Source organism: Streptomyces rugosispiralis, from assembly GCF_024505145.1.
Lineage (GTDB): Bacteria > Actinomycetota > Actinomycetes > Streptomycetales > Streptomycetaceae > Streptomyces > Streptomyces rugosispiralis.
The window spans coordinates 95037-111582 of sequence record NZ_JANIAA010000031.1; the positions used below are offsets into that span (position 1 = coordinate 95037).

Sequence of the window (16546 nt, forward strand, 5' to 3'; positions counted from 1 at the left end):
CGACCGCGGCGGGTACGGTGTCGTCCCACACAGGAGCCACCTGGCCCGGACCGGGAGAACGATGAGCAGCGCCCAGGACCATCTCACCCACCTCGACCCGTCGGGCGCCGCCCGCATGGTCGACGTCTCGGCCAAGGACGTCACCGCGCGCACCGCCCGGGCGAGCGGCCGCGTGCGCGTGGCGCCGCGCGTCGTGGAACTGCTGCGCGGCGAGGGCCTCCCAAAGGGGGACGCCCTCGCCACCGCGCGGATCGCGGGCATCATGGGCGCCAAGCGCACCCCGGATCTGATCCCGTTGTGCCATCCGCTCGCGGTGTCGGGCGTCACGGTGGACCTCGAGGTCGCCGACGACGCCGTCGAGATCACAGCCACCGTGAAGACCACGGACCGCACGGGCGTGGAGATGGAGGCCCTGACGGCGGTCTCGGTCGCCGCCCTGACGGTGATCGACATGGTCAAGGCCGTCGACAAGGGAGCCGTCATCACCGACGTCCGGGTGGAGGAGAAGACCGGCGGCAAGTCCGGCGACTGGAGCCGGGCGTGAGCGGCTCAGCGGCGTCACGCCGCGCCTTGGTCGTCACTGCCTCCAACCGCGCCGCCGCCGGGGTCTACGCCGACACCGGGGGCCCGCTGATCGCCGAGGGGCTGGCCGGGCTCGGCTTCGCCGTGGACGGTCCGCGCGTGGTGCCGGACGGCGATCCGGTGGAGGCCGCCCTGCGGGACGCCGTGGCGGCCTCGTACGACGTCGTGGTGACCACCGGCGGCACCGGTCTCACCCCCACCGACCGCACCCCCGAGGCCACCCGCCGGGTCCTGGACTACGAGATCCCCGGGATCGCGGAGGCCATCCGGGCCGAGGGACTCGCCAAGGTGCCCACCGCCGCGCTCTCCCGGGGCCTGGCCGGGGTCGCCGGCACCACCCTGGTCGTCAATCTGCCCGGCTCAACCGGTGGGGTGCGTGACGGCCTTAAGGTGCTCGGCCGCCTCCTGGTCCACGCGGTCGACCAGATCCATGGCGGGGACCACCGCAGACCCGCCGATTCCGCCGCCCCCGCCGATGATCCCGCCGATCCCGCGGGGCGGGCCGGGAGCGCACGCTGAACGCCCCCTGGCCGGTCGTGCTGGCGGACGGCGACACCGTCCTCCGCCCCATAAAGCTGCGCGACCAGCGCGCCTGGCGCGAGGTCAACCAGCGGAACCGGGAGTGGCTGCGGCGCTGGGAGGCGACCATCCCGCCGCCCCCGCCGGGCGGGCCGGTCACCCATCGGCCCACCTACCGGCAGATGGTCCGCCATCTGCGGGCGGAGGCGCACGGCGGGCGGATGCTGCCGTTCATCATCGAGTACCAGGGGCGGCTGGCCGGGCAGTTGACGGTCGCCGGGATCACCTGGGGTTCGATGTGCTCGGGCCATGTCGGCTATTGGGTCGACCAGGCGGTGGCCGGGCGCGGAGTGATGCCGACCGCGGTCGCGCTCGCCGTCGACCATTGCTTCCGCACCGTCGGACTGCACCGCATCGAGGTGTGTATCCGGCCCGAGAACCTGCCCAGCCGCCGGGTGGTGGAGAAACTCGGATTCCGCCAGGAAGGGCTGCGGCCCCGCTATCTCCACATCGACGGCGCATGGCGCGACCACCTGGTCTACGCGCTCACGGTGGAGGAACTGTCCGAGGGGCTGCTGAACCGGTGGCACCGGACTCGACCAGGCGCATCACAGAAATGAAATATCTGTTCGAATAGCGGGAGAACATTTCCAACCTGGTCATCCCAACAATCACAAAAAACTTTCGAGATATCAGCCAGATCGTGCGACACACCGCGCCAATTGGCAGATGGCCTCATGCGGACCCCTCTACCGTGTGAGCGTGAGCAGCAGTGGCCTCATCTACGCAGTCATCGTCGGGGCCTGGGCCGCCTATTTGGTGCCGATGTGGCTTCGTAGGCAGGACGAGCTCAATGAGGCCCGTCCGACGGAACGCTTCAGCACCGCCATCCGGCTGCTGTCCGGACGGGCGGGCATGGAGCGCCGTTACGCCAAGAGCCGTGCGGACCTCGAGCGCCCCGGGGACCCGGCGGACGAACCCGCCGAGCGCACCGCCGAGGACGCGGACGCCCCCGCCACGGGGGGCGGCCCCGCCGAGCCGGGGCGCTACGCGGCCGACCCGGAAGCGGTGACCGACGCGGTCGACGTCCGGGCCTTCGCCGAGCCCGTAACCCTGCGTGCCCCCGCCCCCATGAGTGCCGACGCCCTCGCCGAGGGCGCGTCGGCGCCGGCGGCCGGGAGCGCGGGCGGTGCGCGTGGCGCGGGCGCCGGAAGTGCGAGCGGTGCGCGGGCCTCGGGCGCCGGGGGCGCGAGCGGTGCACGCGGGGCAGCCGGCGGAGGCTGGAGCGCGTTGGACCGTGGACGGCGCGCCCGAGTACTCGCGCGCCGTCGCCGCACCACCGTGATCCTCTTCGTCGCCTTCACCCTCGGCGCGATCGTCGCCGCCGTCGGCGGCCTCGCCTTCCTGTGGGCCCCGGGCATCCCGGCCATACTGCTCAGCGCCTATATCGCCTACCTCCGCGCCCAGGAGCGCCGCCGCTTCGCCTTCACCATGGACCAGCGCCATGCCGAGCAGGCCGCGCAGCGGCTGCGTGAGCGCCGTCCGCGGGCCCATCCGCCCGCCGAGGGCCCCTCCGCCGAGGACCGCCCCGCCGACCCTCCCGCCCCCGCCGAGGCCGAGCCCGCCCCCGTAAAGGCGCCCTCGCCGCACGCGGCCGGGCGCCGCGCGCTGGTCGAGCAGACCGATCACGCCGAGTGGGTGGACCAGGAGCGCGAGCGCGAGCGGGGTCCGGCCGCCGGGGAGGGCTGGGAGCCGGTGCCGGTCCCACTGCCCACCTACGTCACCGCTCCGGTCGCCCCGCGCGCCACCGGCAGCGTCGACTTGGCCGCCCCCGACGCCTGGAGTTCGGCCCGCTCCAGCACCGTCGACCCCGCCTCCGCCCATGACCCCGCCCCGGCCCCGGACCCGGTCGCCGCCCCACCCCGCGGCACCCGCGACCGCGGCCGCACCCCCCTCTTCGACCAGTACGCCGACGAGGACCGGCCGCGTGCTGCCAACGAGTGACGGCCCCTTCACTGACCAGCGGGGAACGGATTACCAAGCACCCCGGAGGGGATGCTAGAGTTTCACTCGTTGCAAGGGCCTGTGGCGCAGACTGGTAGCGCACCTCGTTCGCATCGAGGGGGTCAGGGGTTCAAATCCCCTCAGGTCCACCGCAGGGCCGTTCGCGGGTTCGCCCGCGAACGGTTCACGAGATCCCGATCAGACGGTCACCGTCGGGTCGGGATCTCGTCGTTTTGGCCTCGATTAGTACGGAAGTCAGGCTGGCGAGCCGCTGGGGCACCCCCGTGCCGGAGCGGGCCGGGATCGGCGGTGGAGATGCGGGCATGCCGCGGGGACCGCAGGCATGGGGGCAGATGCCTGCGGTCTGGCGACTTGTCGATCTTCAGATGTGGGGTCCGCGTCGGCTCACGGACTGCGGCTTATGGCCGTGCCGCTGAGTGCGGGGATCTCCTGGAGCGCGGGGTACGGCGGGAGGGTCTCGTCGGCTTGGAGCACCAGGGCAGTGCTGGTCTTCTCCTTGCTGGCCCTGAGGAAGCGTTCGAGTTCGATGATGTTTTCGACCATCACCGTGATCGCGGCGAGGAGCGTCTGGGCGACGCGGCCGCGCGGCTGGCGCCTTTCCCGGGCGTGCAGGGCGGCGTCGACGGACTTGAGGCGGCCGTTGCCTCCTTCGATGTGGGAGCGCAGGGACTGGTAGGCCAGGGCCCAGGACATGGTCTGCCAAGGCAGTTCCTGCCGCATGCGGGGCATCACGTTGGCTTGCACCGTGACGGAGGACTGGTCGCAGCACTTGGGCCGTTCGCCGAAGGGGATGTCCGGGACATCGACGGTAGGGCGAGCTGCTGGGTAGGAGGCCCGGGCGCGAGGACCGTCCAAATCAATGTTGAGCGGCACGGTTCCCTTCTTACGGGAGCCGCGTTGTTCCCGCTCTCGCGCCCAGGGACAGTTGACCTTGGCGGCAGGGCAGGAGTAGCGCTCATTGCCGCGCTCGTCGGCCGTGGCCTTGCGAACGAGCGCGTACGGCTCGATCTCCTGCAAACGCTCCCGCAGAGGTACGCGTTCGCGCTCGTTCTTGGCGTCGCGGACCTGCTGGTAGAGGTCGAGCAGGGGGCGTGGTGTCCTGGGGCAGAACAGGCGCCCCACTTTGGCGATGGCGCCCTGATGGTGGGCCTCAGGGCCGACCTGTGTCTTGGAGAAGTCGAGCACTGGCATGAAACCCAAGTCGCGCATGGGCTGGTGGAAGTTCTTGGGGCGCAGTTTGGTGTAGGCGCGGTCGGCCGCAGCGAAGCCCCGCAAGTGGGTGAACTGGGACAGGACGCTGCTGACGTACCAGGCGTGGCGCCCCATGTCCTTCTCAGGGGTGTGCAGGACCATGCCCAGGATCAGTTGGGGGTAGCGGCCCGCGCTAGCCGGATCCGCGTGGGCGGTGATCGCCATTGTGAGGCTGTAGCCGAACTCCCTGCCCCCGCCTCCCTTGTAATGCCAGTTGGCGCTCGGTTCGAGCGAGGAGCGCTTACGGGTGTGGGGTTTGGCCCAACTCGGGAGACTGGTGGTGTCGACGGCGACGTCACCGGTCCAGTGGCGCATCAGCCGTTTGGCGAAGGCGGTGCGTACTGGAGTGGTGACGAGTCGGTTGGCGAGTTCCTCAAGTCGGCGCAGGGGTGGCGCACCACCAGGGCCGTTCCAGACCGCAGCGATCTTGCGGCCTTTAGCGCGGGGGAGACGACTGCGACGTTCATGCGGAGCTGCATCGAGCAGTCTGACCAGACGGTTCCAGGCACGGTGGAAGCGGTTGTAGAGCGCGTTGACTGCGTCTTGGTCCTCGATGTCGCAGGTTGGGATGGACAGCTCTGCGCGCAGGCGCTCGCTGGTCCCGAAGGTGATGGCCTCGAAGCCGTCATCGAGATTGGTGCTGGCCTTCTCGTAACACGCACAGACCAGACCGAGCAGAACCAGTCGGATCGGGTAGCCCTTGGGGCCGGGCAAAGGGGCGAACAGTTCCTCTGCTACCTCCAGCACCCCGCTGCGCTTCAGCATGAGGTAGAGCTTTCTGACGCGTCCATCGTCCAGCGTGGACGGCTCAGGTGAGTGGGGGTAGGGCCGGCGAGGCCGACCGTTGCCTGCCTGATAACGAGGGTCGTCCGCGGGCGTCCTCACGCCCAGCCCCGGAGCATGCGAGTGGTGGCTGCCTGGGTGAGTTGCGGCACCCATTCCCTATAGGGCGCGAGTGCTGCAGTCGACCCCATGCTTGCCGCAGCGGCGATCACGTCTTCCGGCACTCGCTGTCGCAGCAGCTCCACGATCCATGTGCTGCGGAGTCGTGGCAGCTTGAGCTCCGGCAGACCGGACGAGCCGCGCTGGATCCGTTTCACCCAGTTCGTGATGCCGTTCTTCGGCTCGGCCGCTTGGCGCTGAGGCAGGAACAGGTACCCATCGCCCGCAGAGCGGGCACGTTCGGCAAGAGCCTCTTCCCACATGGCCCGGCACACCACGAGCCGGTCACTGCCGGGTACGGCCACCACTACGGCCTCGGAGGGCAGCACCGTAACGTCTGTGCCGCGGGCTGCAAGGAGCTCGCGGCGAAACAGCCCGCAGCCGGCGCCCAGCGCGAGCAGAGCCAGTGCGCTGCCGCCGTGGGTGTTGGTCCCGGGCAGACCACGGCCCCACATGAGGAGGCGTGCCAGCTCCGGGGGCGTGTATGGAGCCGGTCGTTGCCGAGAAGCACGCATCTTCGGCGTCGGTTGCCGCCCGCTCTCCAGCCAGAGCAGGGCTTCGCGGACTCGCAGCAAGATGCTCCGGTACGTCTGAATGGTGCTGCCCCGGAGGGAGGGGCGAGCCAGCAGGTACCTGGTGATCGTCTCCGGCGTGAGCCAGACCATCGGATCACGGGCGAGCCCGACGCGCTCGGCGAAGGTGGCGATCCCGGACAACACCAGCATCAGCTTCGGGACCGGGTACGGCACGGAATCGCAGGTCGCTGCAGCCACCATGCGGACGCCGTCGGCGACCAGAGGCCATTCCGACGGCTCCTCCAATGGCCGGTAGCCCAGGATCGCGCCGCTCACATCCGTCTCCAAAGGAACACACCACGAGAAGTGGCTACACAAGCAGCCGCTTCTGTCGTGAGTGTGCACTTCGACTGTCAGGAGCGCATCCGCATGCCCGGAGGACAAGCACGCAGCGTGCCGCCGCGGGAACTGGCCCGGGACCCGGAGAACTGGCCCGAGGCGACGATCCCCGATCACCCCCAGGCTCGGGTGGTGCAGGCCATCGCCAGCGCGCTGACCAGGCACATGACCAGCCAGGGGCTCGGTCTCAGACGCGTCGCGGCGCTCAGCGGGGTCAATCGTCAGGCGGTCGCGAACCTGCTCGTCGGTAGTAGCTGGCCCGATGTGGCCACGTTGAGCCGTCTGGAGGACGGGCTCGGAATCGGCCTGTACCCGGGGGTTTCCGGTCCAGGATCGAGACATTGCTGAACCTCCCAGTGCCCGCTTTCTGTACGCAGGCAGAGTGAAATCGGCCCAGCAGGCCCTCGGATTGGCCCATTCGTGGGTTACTCTCCGAGGGCATGCTGAAGCCCGTTGCAGGGGTCACGTGCACCGGTGCCGCTGAGCTAGCCCCTCGGCGGCACCACCTATGTTCGGGCTCAGCAGAGTGTGCTGATGCCCGCTTACTTCTCTCCTACGCGGCCCCTTCCCGTTGTTCGTGTCGCCCACGGAACAGCCCAGGGCCGACCTTGATCAGGTAGCCGTTGGCGACCAACTTCTCCAGGGCCGCTCGAACGCTCTCGACTCTGGTTCGCTTCTCGACGTTCCGCCCGAGGGCGAGGGTGACGTCCTTGGCAGTCAGGGGTCGGTCGGCACTTGAGACGAGTACGCAGATCTTCGCGCTCACCGGCCCCAACACGCGTGTTCTTCCTTGGGCAGTCCCAGAGCCGCTGGACTTCCGATCTTGGGGCGGGACAACCCCGAGCCGAGCGGAGTCCGTACCGGCTTCTGCGTCCTCGGGGGTTTGGTGTCCGTCGTCGAACTGCTCCGCCGCTTGCATGGGGCGTACGTCTTCGTCCGTAGAGCCGGGGGCCGGCTGAACGTCGGCCAGCAGCTCCGTCACGGTTCGCCGGGTGATGGCCAAATGCGCTAGCTGTTCCTCCAGGTGGGTGACCTCGCCCCGAAGCTCGTCAAGCCGGGAGCGGACATCGTTCTCTTGCGTCTCCAGACGCTGAAGTAGCGCGTCACCTGTCATCTGGCCTCCCAATGAACGCAAGGCGATGGGCTCCTCGAATCTGCTTGAGCCCAAGACCTCAGCGCCTAACTGTAGGGCTGCCCTGCAGCAACGCCGTGACTGAGCGCCTAAATTCACCCGTCCGGGATACCAGACTGCGTGAGGGACCATGGCTGCTGCCTGTTGCCATGAGCAGCTCCCCGGACGCGAAGGTGAGGCTTGCGCTGGTGTACTCGCCGCTGCTTGGTGAGCGCCTGTTCTGCCACGTCGTAGCCTCTGTGGAGGTCGCGCAGCAGTAGGGGGGCCGCACACTGGCATGGCATGCATGTCTGCCAGAGGACGCTGCATCAGCAGAGGGCGGTCGGCCCCTCGCGCAGCTATCTGTGGTCGTTCTTGGAAGAGGAGTCTGGCATGGCCGACTAGCGATCCCCATGCACTGAGGTTCGCCTGCTGGGCAGAGGCGCTTTCCAGTTGCGCGACCACCAGTCGGACAGCGCCCCTCGCTGTCCGATGGCTTGGCGGCTAGTCAAGGGTGATTGGACCATCGGGCAGCCACCCTCCGAGATATCCGTCGATCAAGGTAGCGGTCGTATCCCGGTAGCCCTCCCGCAGGAGGTCGTCGACGCGAGACCGCGGCGCCCACCTCGCCGCAGTGCCAGGCGACCTGGCAGTGATCGGGCTCGTGGGGGATACGTCGGTGCGGAGAAGGAAGAGGTGCTCTTCCACGCGCACCAGCGGGGCGCCAAGTGGGGGAGGGGCCCACCGTCGTCCCAGCACTGACCCCCACCGCACGACACGATCGGCGAAGCAACAGTCTGCTAGCCGGACAGCAGCCTCCACGTAGGTCTCTCGCGCTCGTACAGGGCACCGCGGCAAGGTCCATCGCTCAGATCCTGCATCCGCGCAAGGTAGGAGTGCCACGCGTTCATCAGCATCGATTGCAACGAGAGAAGCCAGGCGGCGGAATCGTGGGTCGGGCACACGCATGAAGACATCCTTGCCACCGGCTATTTGCATAGCCAGCCGCACTGAACCGTACGGGCGACCTCGTCGTCACCCTTTTGCCGGGCAGCTCTCAATGTGAACTGAGGGCCGCTCCCCGACGGGCTGGTGCCCCGGCGGCAGAGACTTCCGAAACGATGCCCGTAAGAGGAGGCCTGAGGCTAGGCTGCGCCCGAAACTCACCGCGACTTGTGGGAACGGCACGACATGGAGACTCTCTGGAACAGCGAGCGGCGACTGACTGCCATCGGGCGCGCAAACCTGTCCGTTCCCGCACGCCAGGCCCTAGCCGACCGCCAGCTTACCGATAACAGGGTCATCCTGGATTACGGCTGCGGTCGGGGAGACGACGTGCGGACGTTGAAACGACTCGGCTGCACTGTCAACGGCTGGGACCCCTACTTCTCTCCGGAAGCGCCTCTGGAGCCATCCGACGTCGTTCTCCTCACCTACGTCCTTAACGTGATCGAAGATGCCGGTGAACGGCGAACGACGCTCAAACGGGCGTGGGAGCTCGCTACTTCAGTGCTCATCGTTTCGGCTCGCCTCACCTGGGAGAAGTCGAAGGTGCGCGGGCAGGGCTTCGGCGACGGTCTACTGACCAGCCGGGGTACGTTCCAGCACCTCTTCGGCGCCAGTGAACTTCGTGCCTATGTGGAGGAGGTCACGGGCACTCGGGTCGTCTCCGCTGCACCCGGGGTCGTGTATGCATTCAAGGATGAGGCGGCGCGTTTGGCGTACCTCGCCCAGCGCATCGTGCCTGACGCTGAATGGCTTGCTTCCGAGGACACGACGTCGGCGATCGCCGCGCTGGTCGACTACGTGGAGCGGCGGGGGCGGCAGCCACGTGTCGAGGAGACGCCTCGCGCAACAGCCGAACTGCTTGCCCACCTCAAGCCGGGTGAGGTGAAGCGGTTGGTGCGGGACTCCGCGGACCCAGGGGCGATGGCTGAGGGCGTCAGGCGCTCCACTCTCAACACGCTTCTGTACCTGGCTGTCGAACTCTTCAACGGCCGTGGCCCGTTCAGCAGTCTGCCTCTGAGCATCCAATTGGACGTGCGCGCCTTCTTCAACTCATACCGCGAGGCGTGCCAGCGCTCCGACCGGCTTCTTCTCAAACTACGGGACGACGGCTACGTACGGGGCGCGATGAACGCCTCGTCGGTGGGGAAGGTAACCCCGACAGCTCTGTACGTGCATCGACGAGCGCTCGACCGGGCGCCGACCGTTCTGCGCCTGTACGAGCATTGTGCATCGATCGCTGCAGGGCGCCCGCAGGAATGGAGCGTCGTCAAACTGAGGCATCAGGGACGGGCGGTCTCCTGGCTCGACTACCCGGACTTCGACAAGGACCCGCACCCGCGCATCCTGTCCTCGTACATGGTCGATCTACAGTCGCTCGAGACGTCCCACCTCTCGTACGCGCACTCCCAGAACCGTCCTCTGCTGCACCGCAAGCACGAGTTCCTCGCGCCTGACGATCCCGACGTCCCGCGCTACCGGCGGCTCACCGAATCCGAGGTGAAGGCGGGACTGTACGAGCGTCCGCACCTGATCGGTACGGAAGACGGCTGGGAAGCCGAGCTCGTCAGGTGCGGGCGGCAACTCCGCGGGCACCGGTTGGTTCGCCGCGTAGCAGATTGATCACTTCCCGGGCACGACGTCCGGCTGCATTCGGGCGATTGTCTCTGCGATCCCTTGTGGGTCGAAGTCGGCGACCTGATCCGGGAACCAGGAGAAGCGGAGCCCGTTCGAGGCGACCTCGGTCGGCAGGTCCATGGCTGTCAAGACGTGGCTCGGAGTGTACGACGCGCTAGTGCAGGCCGAGCCAGTGGCAATGGCGACTTGTTCCTTGAGACGGACGATCAGTGCCTCGGCGTTCAGGCCGTCGAACGTCACGTTAAGGATGTGGGGGACGGAGTGCTGGGCGTCACCGTTCACGTGGAATCGCGTCTTGCCCAGCGCAGCGAGCATCCGCTCGCGCATCTGCCGGGCATCCTGTTCCCACCGTTCCCGATTCGTCCGGAAGATCTCCGCCGCCTCGTAGAGGCCCATGATCAGAGCGACGGGAAGGGTGCCGGGGCGGAGCTTCCGTTCCTGACCTCCGCCGAACATGAGCGGTGTCAGGGGCGCCTTGTCCCAGCCGCGTCGGCGCGTTACCAGTGCTCCCACGCCCTTCGGGGCGCCGACCTTGTGACCACTGATGCTGATCAGATCGATGGGTGCCTGGAGGTCCTGCGGAACCTTGCCGTAGCCCTGGGCGGCATCGACGTGGAAGTAGGTCGGCGTCCCGCGCAGCTCCTCGCCTAGCTCGGCGACGGGCTGGATCACGCCAGTCTCGTTGTTCACGTGCATGAGAGAGACGAGGAGGGTGTCAGGACGCAGCTTTTCCAGCACTGCATCCTTGGAGATCCGCCCTGAGGGGCCAGGTTCCAGGAAGTCCACCTCGAAGCCCCGGGTCTCCTGGAGATGTTGGAGGGGCTCGAGCACCGCCTTGTGCTCAATGGCAGAGGTGATGATGTGTTTGCGTCCGGTCTTCTCGCCGTGGGGCGCGAGACCGAGCAGGGCGATGTTGTTGGACTCCGTCGCCCCGCTTGTGAAGATCACCTCTTCAGGCTTGGCGCCTACGGTGCTCGCCAGGAATGCTCGTGCCTCCTGTACGCCCTTCTTCGCGCGCGCGCCGAACTCGTGGGTACGGCTGCCGGCGTTGCCGAAGTCTTCGGTCATCCATTGGAGCACCACGTCAGCCACGCGTTGATCTACGCGGGTCGTCGCCGCCACATCCAGGTACGCCACCACGGCGTCCACCCCCTCCGGAGTCGTTCCTCTGAGGTCATGTACGTCAAATCGTTAACGTACATGCTCCGCTGCCTGTGCCTGGCACCCTGGACCATGTGCACTGAACGACATGGTGCGGCACGAAATTTTGGGGTAGCCAAGCCGGTTCCCATCTCTGCGCGTCGACGTGGTCGAGTGGGCACCGATCACGTGGATCATGTACGCGAAGTTAGGGGGAAGCGTACGTTAAGAAGGTGACGTACGCTAAGGTTGGCGGGGTGGGAATCGAAGCAGCGGCAGCAGCGACCAGAGACGTTCCTCCACGTACCTCGACGGGGTTCGACTACACATTTCCGGCGATTCGTGGCATCCAGGCAGGGCGTGAGTATTACGTCTCGATGTGCCCGCTGAGGCTGATACCGAAGATCTTCCTCTTCGATGAGGATGAGCTTTCCCCGGAACTGCGCGCCCAGCGCATGCTCAACAAGGGGCGGCTTCCTGCTCTCACGAAGTACGTCCTGGACAACCCAGAGGATTACGTGTTCAGCGCCCTGACCGCATCGGTCGACGGTGACATGGACTTCGAGAGCGCCGGTGTGGACGGGACGGCGTTCCGTACGGGCCAGTTGCGCATTCCGATGGCTTCGCGATTCCTGATCAACGATGGGCAGCATCGTCGGGCGGCGATCGAGCTGGCACTGAAGGAGAACCCCGACCTCGGGGATGAAACGATCGCGGTCGTCTTCTTCCACGACGCGGGGCTGGCCCGCTCGCAGCAGATGTTCGCCGACCTCAACCGGCACGCCGTACGGCCAGCGAGGTCCATTGGTGTCCTCTACGATCACCGCGACGGCGAGGCGCAGATCGCCCGCACCGTCGCTGGCCGCTCGGCGGTGTTCAAGGGCTACGTCGAGATGGAGAAGAGTAACCTCTCGGCGCGGTCCCGTAAGATGTTCACCCTGAGCGCCCTCTACTACGGCACCCAGGCCCTCCTGCAGGGCTTGGACGTCGAGCCGAAGGAGGGCGCTGACCTGGCCCAGTCCTACTGGGAGGCGGTGGACAAGCTCCTCCCCGAGTGGGCGGCCGTGCGGACGCGTGAACTCTCAGCCTCGGAGATGCGTCGTGACTTCATCCACAGCCACGGCATAGCACTCCACGCATTGGGTCGTATCGGAAACTCGCTGTTGCGGGACTCCACCGCTCCCTCGAAGTGGAAGCGGCGACTCACTCCATTGAAGAAGGTGGACTGGTCGCGGTCGAACGGCGACTGGGAAGGGCGTGCCATCGTGGGTGGGCGCGTCTCCAAGAGCCACCAGAACGTCACCCTCACTGTCAACTATCTGCGTAACCACCTGGGCCTGGGACTCAGTCCTGAGGAGCGGCGGGTGGAGGACGCTTACCTGCGAGGCGACGCATGACAATGATCCCCCTCCCCCTGGACATCACTCCGGTGCCGCGGAAACCGTTCGGTGGACGCTCCCTCACAGAGGTCGTCGACGAACTGAGCGAGGAGGTGCGGGAGCTCTACACGGCGGATGAGGTCCCGTGGGTGATCGGCTACAGCGGTGGCAAGGACTCCACGGCGGTCCTGCAACTCGTGTGGATGGCATTGAAGGAGCTGCCTCCGGAGCAGCGCACCAAGACAGTGCACGTCATCAGCACCGACACTCTGGTCGAGAACCCCGTGGTCGCGGCCTGGGTCACATCGTCCCTCACCGCAATGGAGCAGGCCGCCTCCGAGCAGCAACTCCCCGTCGTGCCACACAGGCTGACGCCGGCGATAAAGGACACCTTCTGGGTCAACCTCATCGGTCGCGGCTACCCGGCGCCGCGCCCGAAGTTCCGGTGGTGCACCGAACGGCTGAAGATCAAGCCGTCCAACGCGTTCATCCGGAGTGTCGTCGCCGAGCACGGCGAGGCCATCATGGTCCTCGGCATTCGGAAGACCGAGAGCCAGGCACGTGCGCGCGCCATGGAGAAGCACGAGAGGCGCCGTGTGCGGGACCGTCTTTCCCCCAACGCCAACCTGCCGAACTCCCTCGTCTACAGCCCGGTCGAGGACTGGACCAACGACGATGTGTGGGAGTTCCTGATGCAGGAACCCAACCCCTGGGGATACAACAACCAGGACCTTCTCACGATGTACCAAGGTGCCTCTGCGGACGGCGAATGCCCGCTGGTCGTGGACTCGACCACGCCGTCCTGTGGCTCCAGCCGCTTCGGTTGCTGGACGTGCACGCTGGTCGAACAGGACAAGTCAATGTCCGCGATGATCCAGAACGACGAAGAGAAGGAGTGGATGCTGCCGCTGCTCCAGCTCCGGGACAAGCTGGACTCACCGTTCGGCTTCGTCGAGAGCGAAGACGACCCCGACTTCCGGAAGGGCAAGAAACTCCCCCATCCGCGTCCGGACAAGCCCGCCCGTGACTTCCGGCGGATGAACGGCAAGGTGATGCTGTTCAACGACGATGCGATCCACGGTCCCTACCTTCAGGAATTCCGTGAAGACTGGTTGCGGGAGCTGCTGTCGGCGCAGACGTGGATCCGGGCCAACGCGCCCGAACACGTCCAGGGAATCGAGTTGATCACCTTGGACGAATTGCATGAGATCCGGCGTATCTGGGTGTTCGACAAGCACGAGGTCGAAGACTCCCTGCCCCGTATCTATCAGGATGCCACCGGCGAGGAGTTCCCTGGCGGGCCCCTCGACGAGCAGCTCGTCATGGGGGCAGACGAGATGGAGCTGCTCAAGGATGCCTGTGATGATGACCAGCTGCACTACGACATGGTTCGGGAACTGCTCTCGGTCGAGCGCAAGTACCGTACGATGACGCGCCGCGCGGGCCTCTTCCAGGCGTTGGAGGGGGCGGTCGCGAAGGGATATTACGAGGACCACAACGACGCCGTTGGTTTCGCTCAGCGCAAGAAGAAGTGGCGCGACGACCTCGCGCAGAACCTGACCTTGGATGGGGAGAACGAGCTCGATGCTCCTGCGTAAGCTCACCCTGGAGGAATTCGGGGCCTACCGCGGGAGGCAGTCGCTCGACCTCACCCCGCGAAAGAAGAAGCCGATCGTGCTGATCGGCGGCCTTAACGGGTGCGGCAAGACGACCCTCCTCGACGCCATCCAATTGGCGCTCTACGGCCCGCGAGCCCGGTGCAGCGGGAGGGGGAGCAAGCCTTACGAGATGTTCCTGCGGGAGAGCATCAACCGTCAGGCCGACCCATCGCGAGGTTCTTCCGTAACCCTGGAGTTCACGGTCGTCATGGACGGTCGTGAGCACTACTACAGGGTCGTCCGCAGCTGGCACACGAGCGGGAAGTCGCTCAAGGAGTTCCTCAACGTCTACGTTGACGAGGAGTACGGGGAGAAGAGCCGGTCGGGTAGGAGAGTGACCCCGCAGGGCAAGTTCAACCGGTTGCTCAGCGAAGGGTGGGCCGACCACGTAGAGGACCTGCTCCCGCTGGAGATCGCCTCCCTGTCGTTCTTCGACGGTGAGAAGATCGAGTCGCTGGCGGACCCCGAGAGGGCCGCATCGGTGATTGAGTCGGCTGTCCACTCGCTGCTCGGTGTGAGCACGGTGCAACAGCTCCGTACGGACCTCCTCGCTCTCCAGCGTCGGCAGAAGCTGTCCGATGAGGATCAACACCTCATGGACGTGATTCACGCTCAGGAACAGGAGCGTGAAACCGTTCAGAAGGAGGTGGAGGTCGTGCACCAGGATCTGGCCCACCGCCGATCCGACCTCGCCAAGGCGAAGCGGAAGCTGGAGACGTTGGAGCGTGCCTTCGAGAAGGAGGGCGGTGGCCTCTTCGAACGTCGGGTGGAGTTGGAGACGGAGCGTAAGCAGGTCGCCGGTCAGCTGGCCGAAGCCCGCGCAGCCTTGGTCCAGGTGGCGGCTGGCCCCCTCCCGCTGCTGATGTTGGACGCCCAGATCAAGGACGTCCGTAAGCAGGCCGAGCAGGAGCAGGCGGCGGCGGAGGCGGGACAGGTACTCGACGTCCTGGCCGAGCGGGACCAGTGGCTGCTTGACCTACTGCCCGAAGCGGCACGGGCCACTGTCCTGGAGGAGCTGGAGGCCGATCGAACGCGACGCGCGCAGGCCACGGCACTTCCGGTGGACTTCGACCTGCCGCATGACGCGCTGGCGCAGCTGTCCATCTTGAACGAGGGGTTGGATAGGGACCGTGCCCGGGCAACGGAGCTCCTGGCGTTGGCCGCGACGACGGCGGAGCACCTGGACGAGCTAGACCGTCAGCTCGCCGGTGTGCCGGAGAAAAGCAAGGTGGAGGCGATCCAGACCGCCCGCGCGGAACAGCTGAAGGAGGTCGCGCGCGTGCAGGCGGAGTGCGACCGCGGTAGCCAGCGGTTGGAAGAACTGAAGCGCCGGCGGGAGGACATCACGGCCTCCCTGAAACGCGCCCACAACGATTTCGTCCGCACCAAGGTCAAGGCGGAGGAGGTCGAGCGGATCATCAAGTACTCGGAGAAGGCGCGGGCCACCCTGGACCGCTTCGGTGGGGCGCTCCTGCAGCGGCACATCAGTCGTTTGGAGGTCGCCGTACTCCAGAGCTTCAAGGAACTCATGCGCAAGCAGGGGTTGGTCAAGGACCTCCGAATCGACACCGACAAGTTCACGCTGACCCTGTCGGACGAGGAGGGGGAGCCCATCGACCCGGGGCGCCTCAGCGCCGGTGAACGTCAGCTGCTCGCGGTCTCCCTGCTGTGGGGACTGATGAAGGTGGCGGGCAACCGCCTGCCCAGTGTGATTGACACCCCGCTGGGACGCCTCGACAGCAAGCACCGCGAGCACCTCGTGGACCGGTATTTCCCGAACGCCAGCGAACAGGTCCTGCTGCTCTCCACTGATGAGGAGATCGACGAGTACCTGCTGGGACGCCTGAAGAAGTCCGTCGCCCGCATGTACACCCTTGCCCACGACGACAAGGAATTCACCACTCGTGTCGTCGAGGGCTACTGGTGGACCACAGGAGCCCCGCATGTCGCTTGAGAATGTCCGGCTCTCCCAGTCGGCCAAGGACCGGCTGGTCTGGCTGAAACGCACTACAGGCATCACCCAGTGGAACGTTCTGTGCCGCTGGGCCCTCGCTCTCTCCCTCAAGGACCCGTCGACGCCCCTGGTGAAGGAGATCGTCACGGACTCCAACGTCGAGATGTCGTGGAGGACCTTCACCGGTCAGCACGGCGACATCTACCTGGCACTCCTCAAACAGCGCTGTCTCGCCGACGGCGAGGAGCCGACCGAGGAGAACGTGGCCAAGGCACTCGTGGTCCACCTGCACCGTGGGGTCGGCTACCTCGGCGGTCACAAGGGGATGGCCACCGTCGAAGGGCTCGTCGGCTCCCTGGTGAAGCAGTGACCGTGCTTTTCACAGGGTGGGAACCAGCGGCTCAGCTGCCGGCCCCCACCCTGTGAGC

14 protein-coding genes and 1 tRNA gene are annotated in these 16546 nt (G+C 66.7%); 11 read left to right on the forward strand and 4 right to left on the reverse strand.

Annotation, left to right across the window (positions count from 1 at the left end; all coding sequences use genetic code 11):
• Window positions 1–61: 61 nt before the first annotated feature.
• The 5 genes from moaC (at window position 62) to NP777_RS33720 (ending at window position 3254) form a co-directional block, all read left to right on the forward strand.
• Entirely contained in the window at window positions 62–544 is a 483-nt protein-coding gene (moaC, locus tag NP777_RS33700; RefSeq protein WP_138914182.1) for a cyclic pyranopterin monophosphate synthase MoaC, read from the forward strand.
• Window positions 541–1101 carry a MogA/MoaB family molybdenum cofactor biosynthesis protein gene (locus NP777_RS33705; RefSeq protein WP_256653967.1) on the forward strand — a complete coding sequence of 187 codons (561 nt, stop codon included), beginning with the start codon at window positions 541–543 and terminating at the stop codon, window positions 1099–1101. Before moaC ends, NP777_RS33705 begins: the two co-directional genes overlap by 4 nt.
• Window positions 1098–1721 (forward strand): GNAT family N-acetyltransferase, encoded by a 624-nt coding sequence (locus tag NP777_RS33710; protein WP_256653992.1) that lies wholly within the window; start codon window positions 1098–1100, stop codon window positions 1719–1721. Before NP777_RS33705 ends, NP777_RS33710 begins: the two co-directional genes overlap by 4 nt.
• A gap of 142 nt (window positions 1722–1863) precedes the next feature.
• Window positions 1864–3105, forward strand: a complete 1242-nt coding sequence (gene sepX, locus NP777_RS33715; protein WP_449343556.1) for a divisome protein SepX/GlpR — start codon at window positions 1864–1866, stop codon at window positions 3103–3105.
• Between the two features lie 75 nt (window positions 3106–3180).
• Window positions 3181–3254, forward strand: a tRNA-Ala gene (locus NP777_RS33720).
• Between the two features lie 256 nt (window positions 3255–3510).
• Here NP777_RS33720 and NP777_RS33725 read toward each other — a convergent pair.
• Window positions 3511–5142 carry a hypothetical protein gene (locus NP777_RS33725; RefSeq protein WP_256653969.1) on the reverse strand — a complete coding sequence of 544 codons (1632 nt, stop codon included), beginning with the start codon at window positions 5140–5142 and terminating at the stop codon, window positions 3511–3513.
• Between the two features lie 116 nt (window positions 5143–5258).
• Entirely contained in the window at window positions 5259–6170 is a 912-nt protein-coding gene (locus tag NP777_RS33730; RefSeq protein ID WP_256653970.1) for a hypothetical protein, read from the reverse strand.
• A gap of 57 nt (window positions 6171–6227) precedes the next feature.
• On the opposite strand from NP777_RS33730, the gene NP777_RS33735 reads away from it, so the two are divergent.
• Entirely contained in the window at window positions 6228–6581 is a 354-nt protein-coding gene (locus NP777_RS33735; protein ID WP_256653971.1) for a helix-turn-helix domain-containing protein, read from the forward strand.
• A 205-nt stretch (window positions 6582–6786) separates the two neighbouring features.
• On the opposite strand, the gene NP777_RS33740 is transcribed toward NP777_RS33735, so the two are convergent.
• On the reverse strand, window positions 6787–7347 hold the full coding sequence (locus tag NP777_RS33740) for a hypothetical protein (protein ID WP_256653972.1): 561 nt from the start codon (window positions 7345–7347) through the stop codon (window positions 6787–6789).
• Window positions 7348–8535: 1188 nt separating this feature from the next.
• Between NP777_RS33740 and NP777_RS33745 the strand changes: the two genes are divergently transcribed.
• The gene (locus NP777_RS33745) at window positions 8536–9972 is read left to right on the forward strand and encodes a DNA phosphorothioation-associated putative methyltransferase (RefSeq protein ID WP_256653973.1); all 1437 of its coding nucleotides are present in this window, start codon (window positions 8536–8538) and stop codon (window positions 9970–9972) included.
• On the opposite strand, the gene dndA is transcribed toward NP777_RS33745, so the two are convergent.
• Window positions 9973–11136 carry a cysteine desulfurase DndA gene (gene dndA / locus NP777_RS33750; protein WP_256653974.1) on the reverse strand — a complete coding sequence of 388 codons (1164 nt, stop codon included), beginning with the start codon at window positions 11134–11136 and terminating at the stop codon, window positions 9973–9975.
• A 224-nt stretch (window positions 11137–11360) separates the two neighbouring features.
• Between dndA and dndB the strand changes: the two genes are divergently transcribed.
• From dndB to dndE, 4 genes are read left to right on the forward strand one after another with little or no spacing between them, the layout of a single operon-like run.
• Window positions 11361–12524, forward strand: coding sequence for a DNA sulfur modification protein DndB (gene dndB, locus NP777_RS33755; RefSeq protein ID WP_256653975.1), 1164 nt, complete (start codon window positions 11361–11363; stop codon window positions 12522–12524).
• The gene (gene dndC, locus NP777_RS33760) at window positions 12521–14104 is read left to right on the forward strand and encodes a DNA phosphorothioation system sulfurtransferase DndC (protein WP_256653976.1); all 1584 of its coding nucleotides are present in this window, start codon (window positions 12521–12523) and stop codon (window positions 14102–14104) included. The genes dndB and dndC overlap by 4 nt, the downstream gene beginning before the upstream one ends.
• Window positions 14091–16118 (forward strand): DNA sulfur modification protein DndD, encoded by a 2028-nt coding sequence (gene dndD, locus NP777_RS33765; protein ID WP_256653977.1) that lies wholly within the window; start codon window positions 14091–14093, stop codon window positions 16116–16118. Before dndC ends, dndD begins: the two co-directional genes overlap by 14 nt.
• Window positions 16108–16488 (forward strand): DNA sulfur modification protein DndE, encoded by a 381-nt coding sequence (gene dndE, locus NP777_RS33770; protein WP_256653978.1) that lies wholly within the window; start codon window positions 16108–16110, stop codon window positions 16486–16488. Before dndD ends, dndE begins: the two co-directional genes overlap by 11 nt.
• Window positions 16489–16546: the final 58 nt, after the last annotated feature.

Bases quoted from the DNA above. Each gene is read 5' to 3' on its own strand.
- moaC (WP_138914182.1), top strand. From the start codon at position 62: ATGAGCAGCGCCCAGGACCATCTCACCCACCTCGACCCGTCGGGCGCC.
- NP777_RS33725 (WP_256653969.1), bottom strand. From the start codon at position 5,142: ATGCTGAAGCGCAGCGGGGTGCTGGAGGTAGCAGAGGAACTGTTCGCC.
- NP777_RS33740 (WP_256653972.1), bottom strand. From the start codon at position 7,347: ATGACAGGTGACGCGCTACTTCAGCGTCTGGAGACGCAAGAGAACGAT.
- NP777_RS33745 (WP_256653973.1), top strand. From the start codon at position 8,536: ATGGAGACTCTCTGGAACAGCGAGCGGCGACTGACTGCCATCGGGCGC.
- dndC (WP_256653976.1), top strand. From the start codon at position 12,521: ATGACAATGATCCCCCTCCCCCTGGACATCACTCCGGTGCCGCGGAAA.
- dndD (WP_256653977.1), top strand. From the start codon at position 14,091: ATGCTCCTGCGTAAGCTCACCCTGGAGGAATTCGGGGCCTACCGCGGG.
- dndE (WP_256653978.1), top strand. From the start codon at position 16,108: ATGTCGCTTGAGAATGTCCGGCTCTCCCAGTCGGCCAAGGACCGGCTG.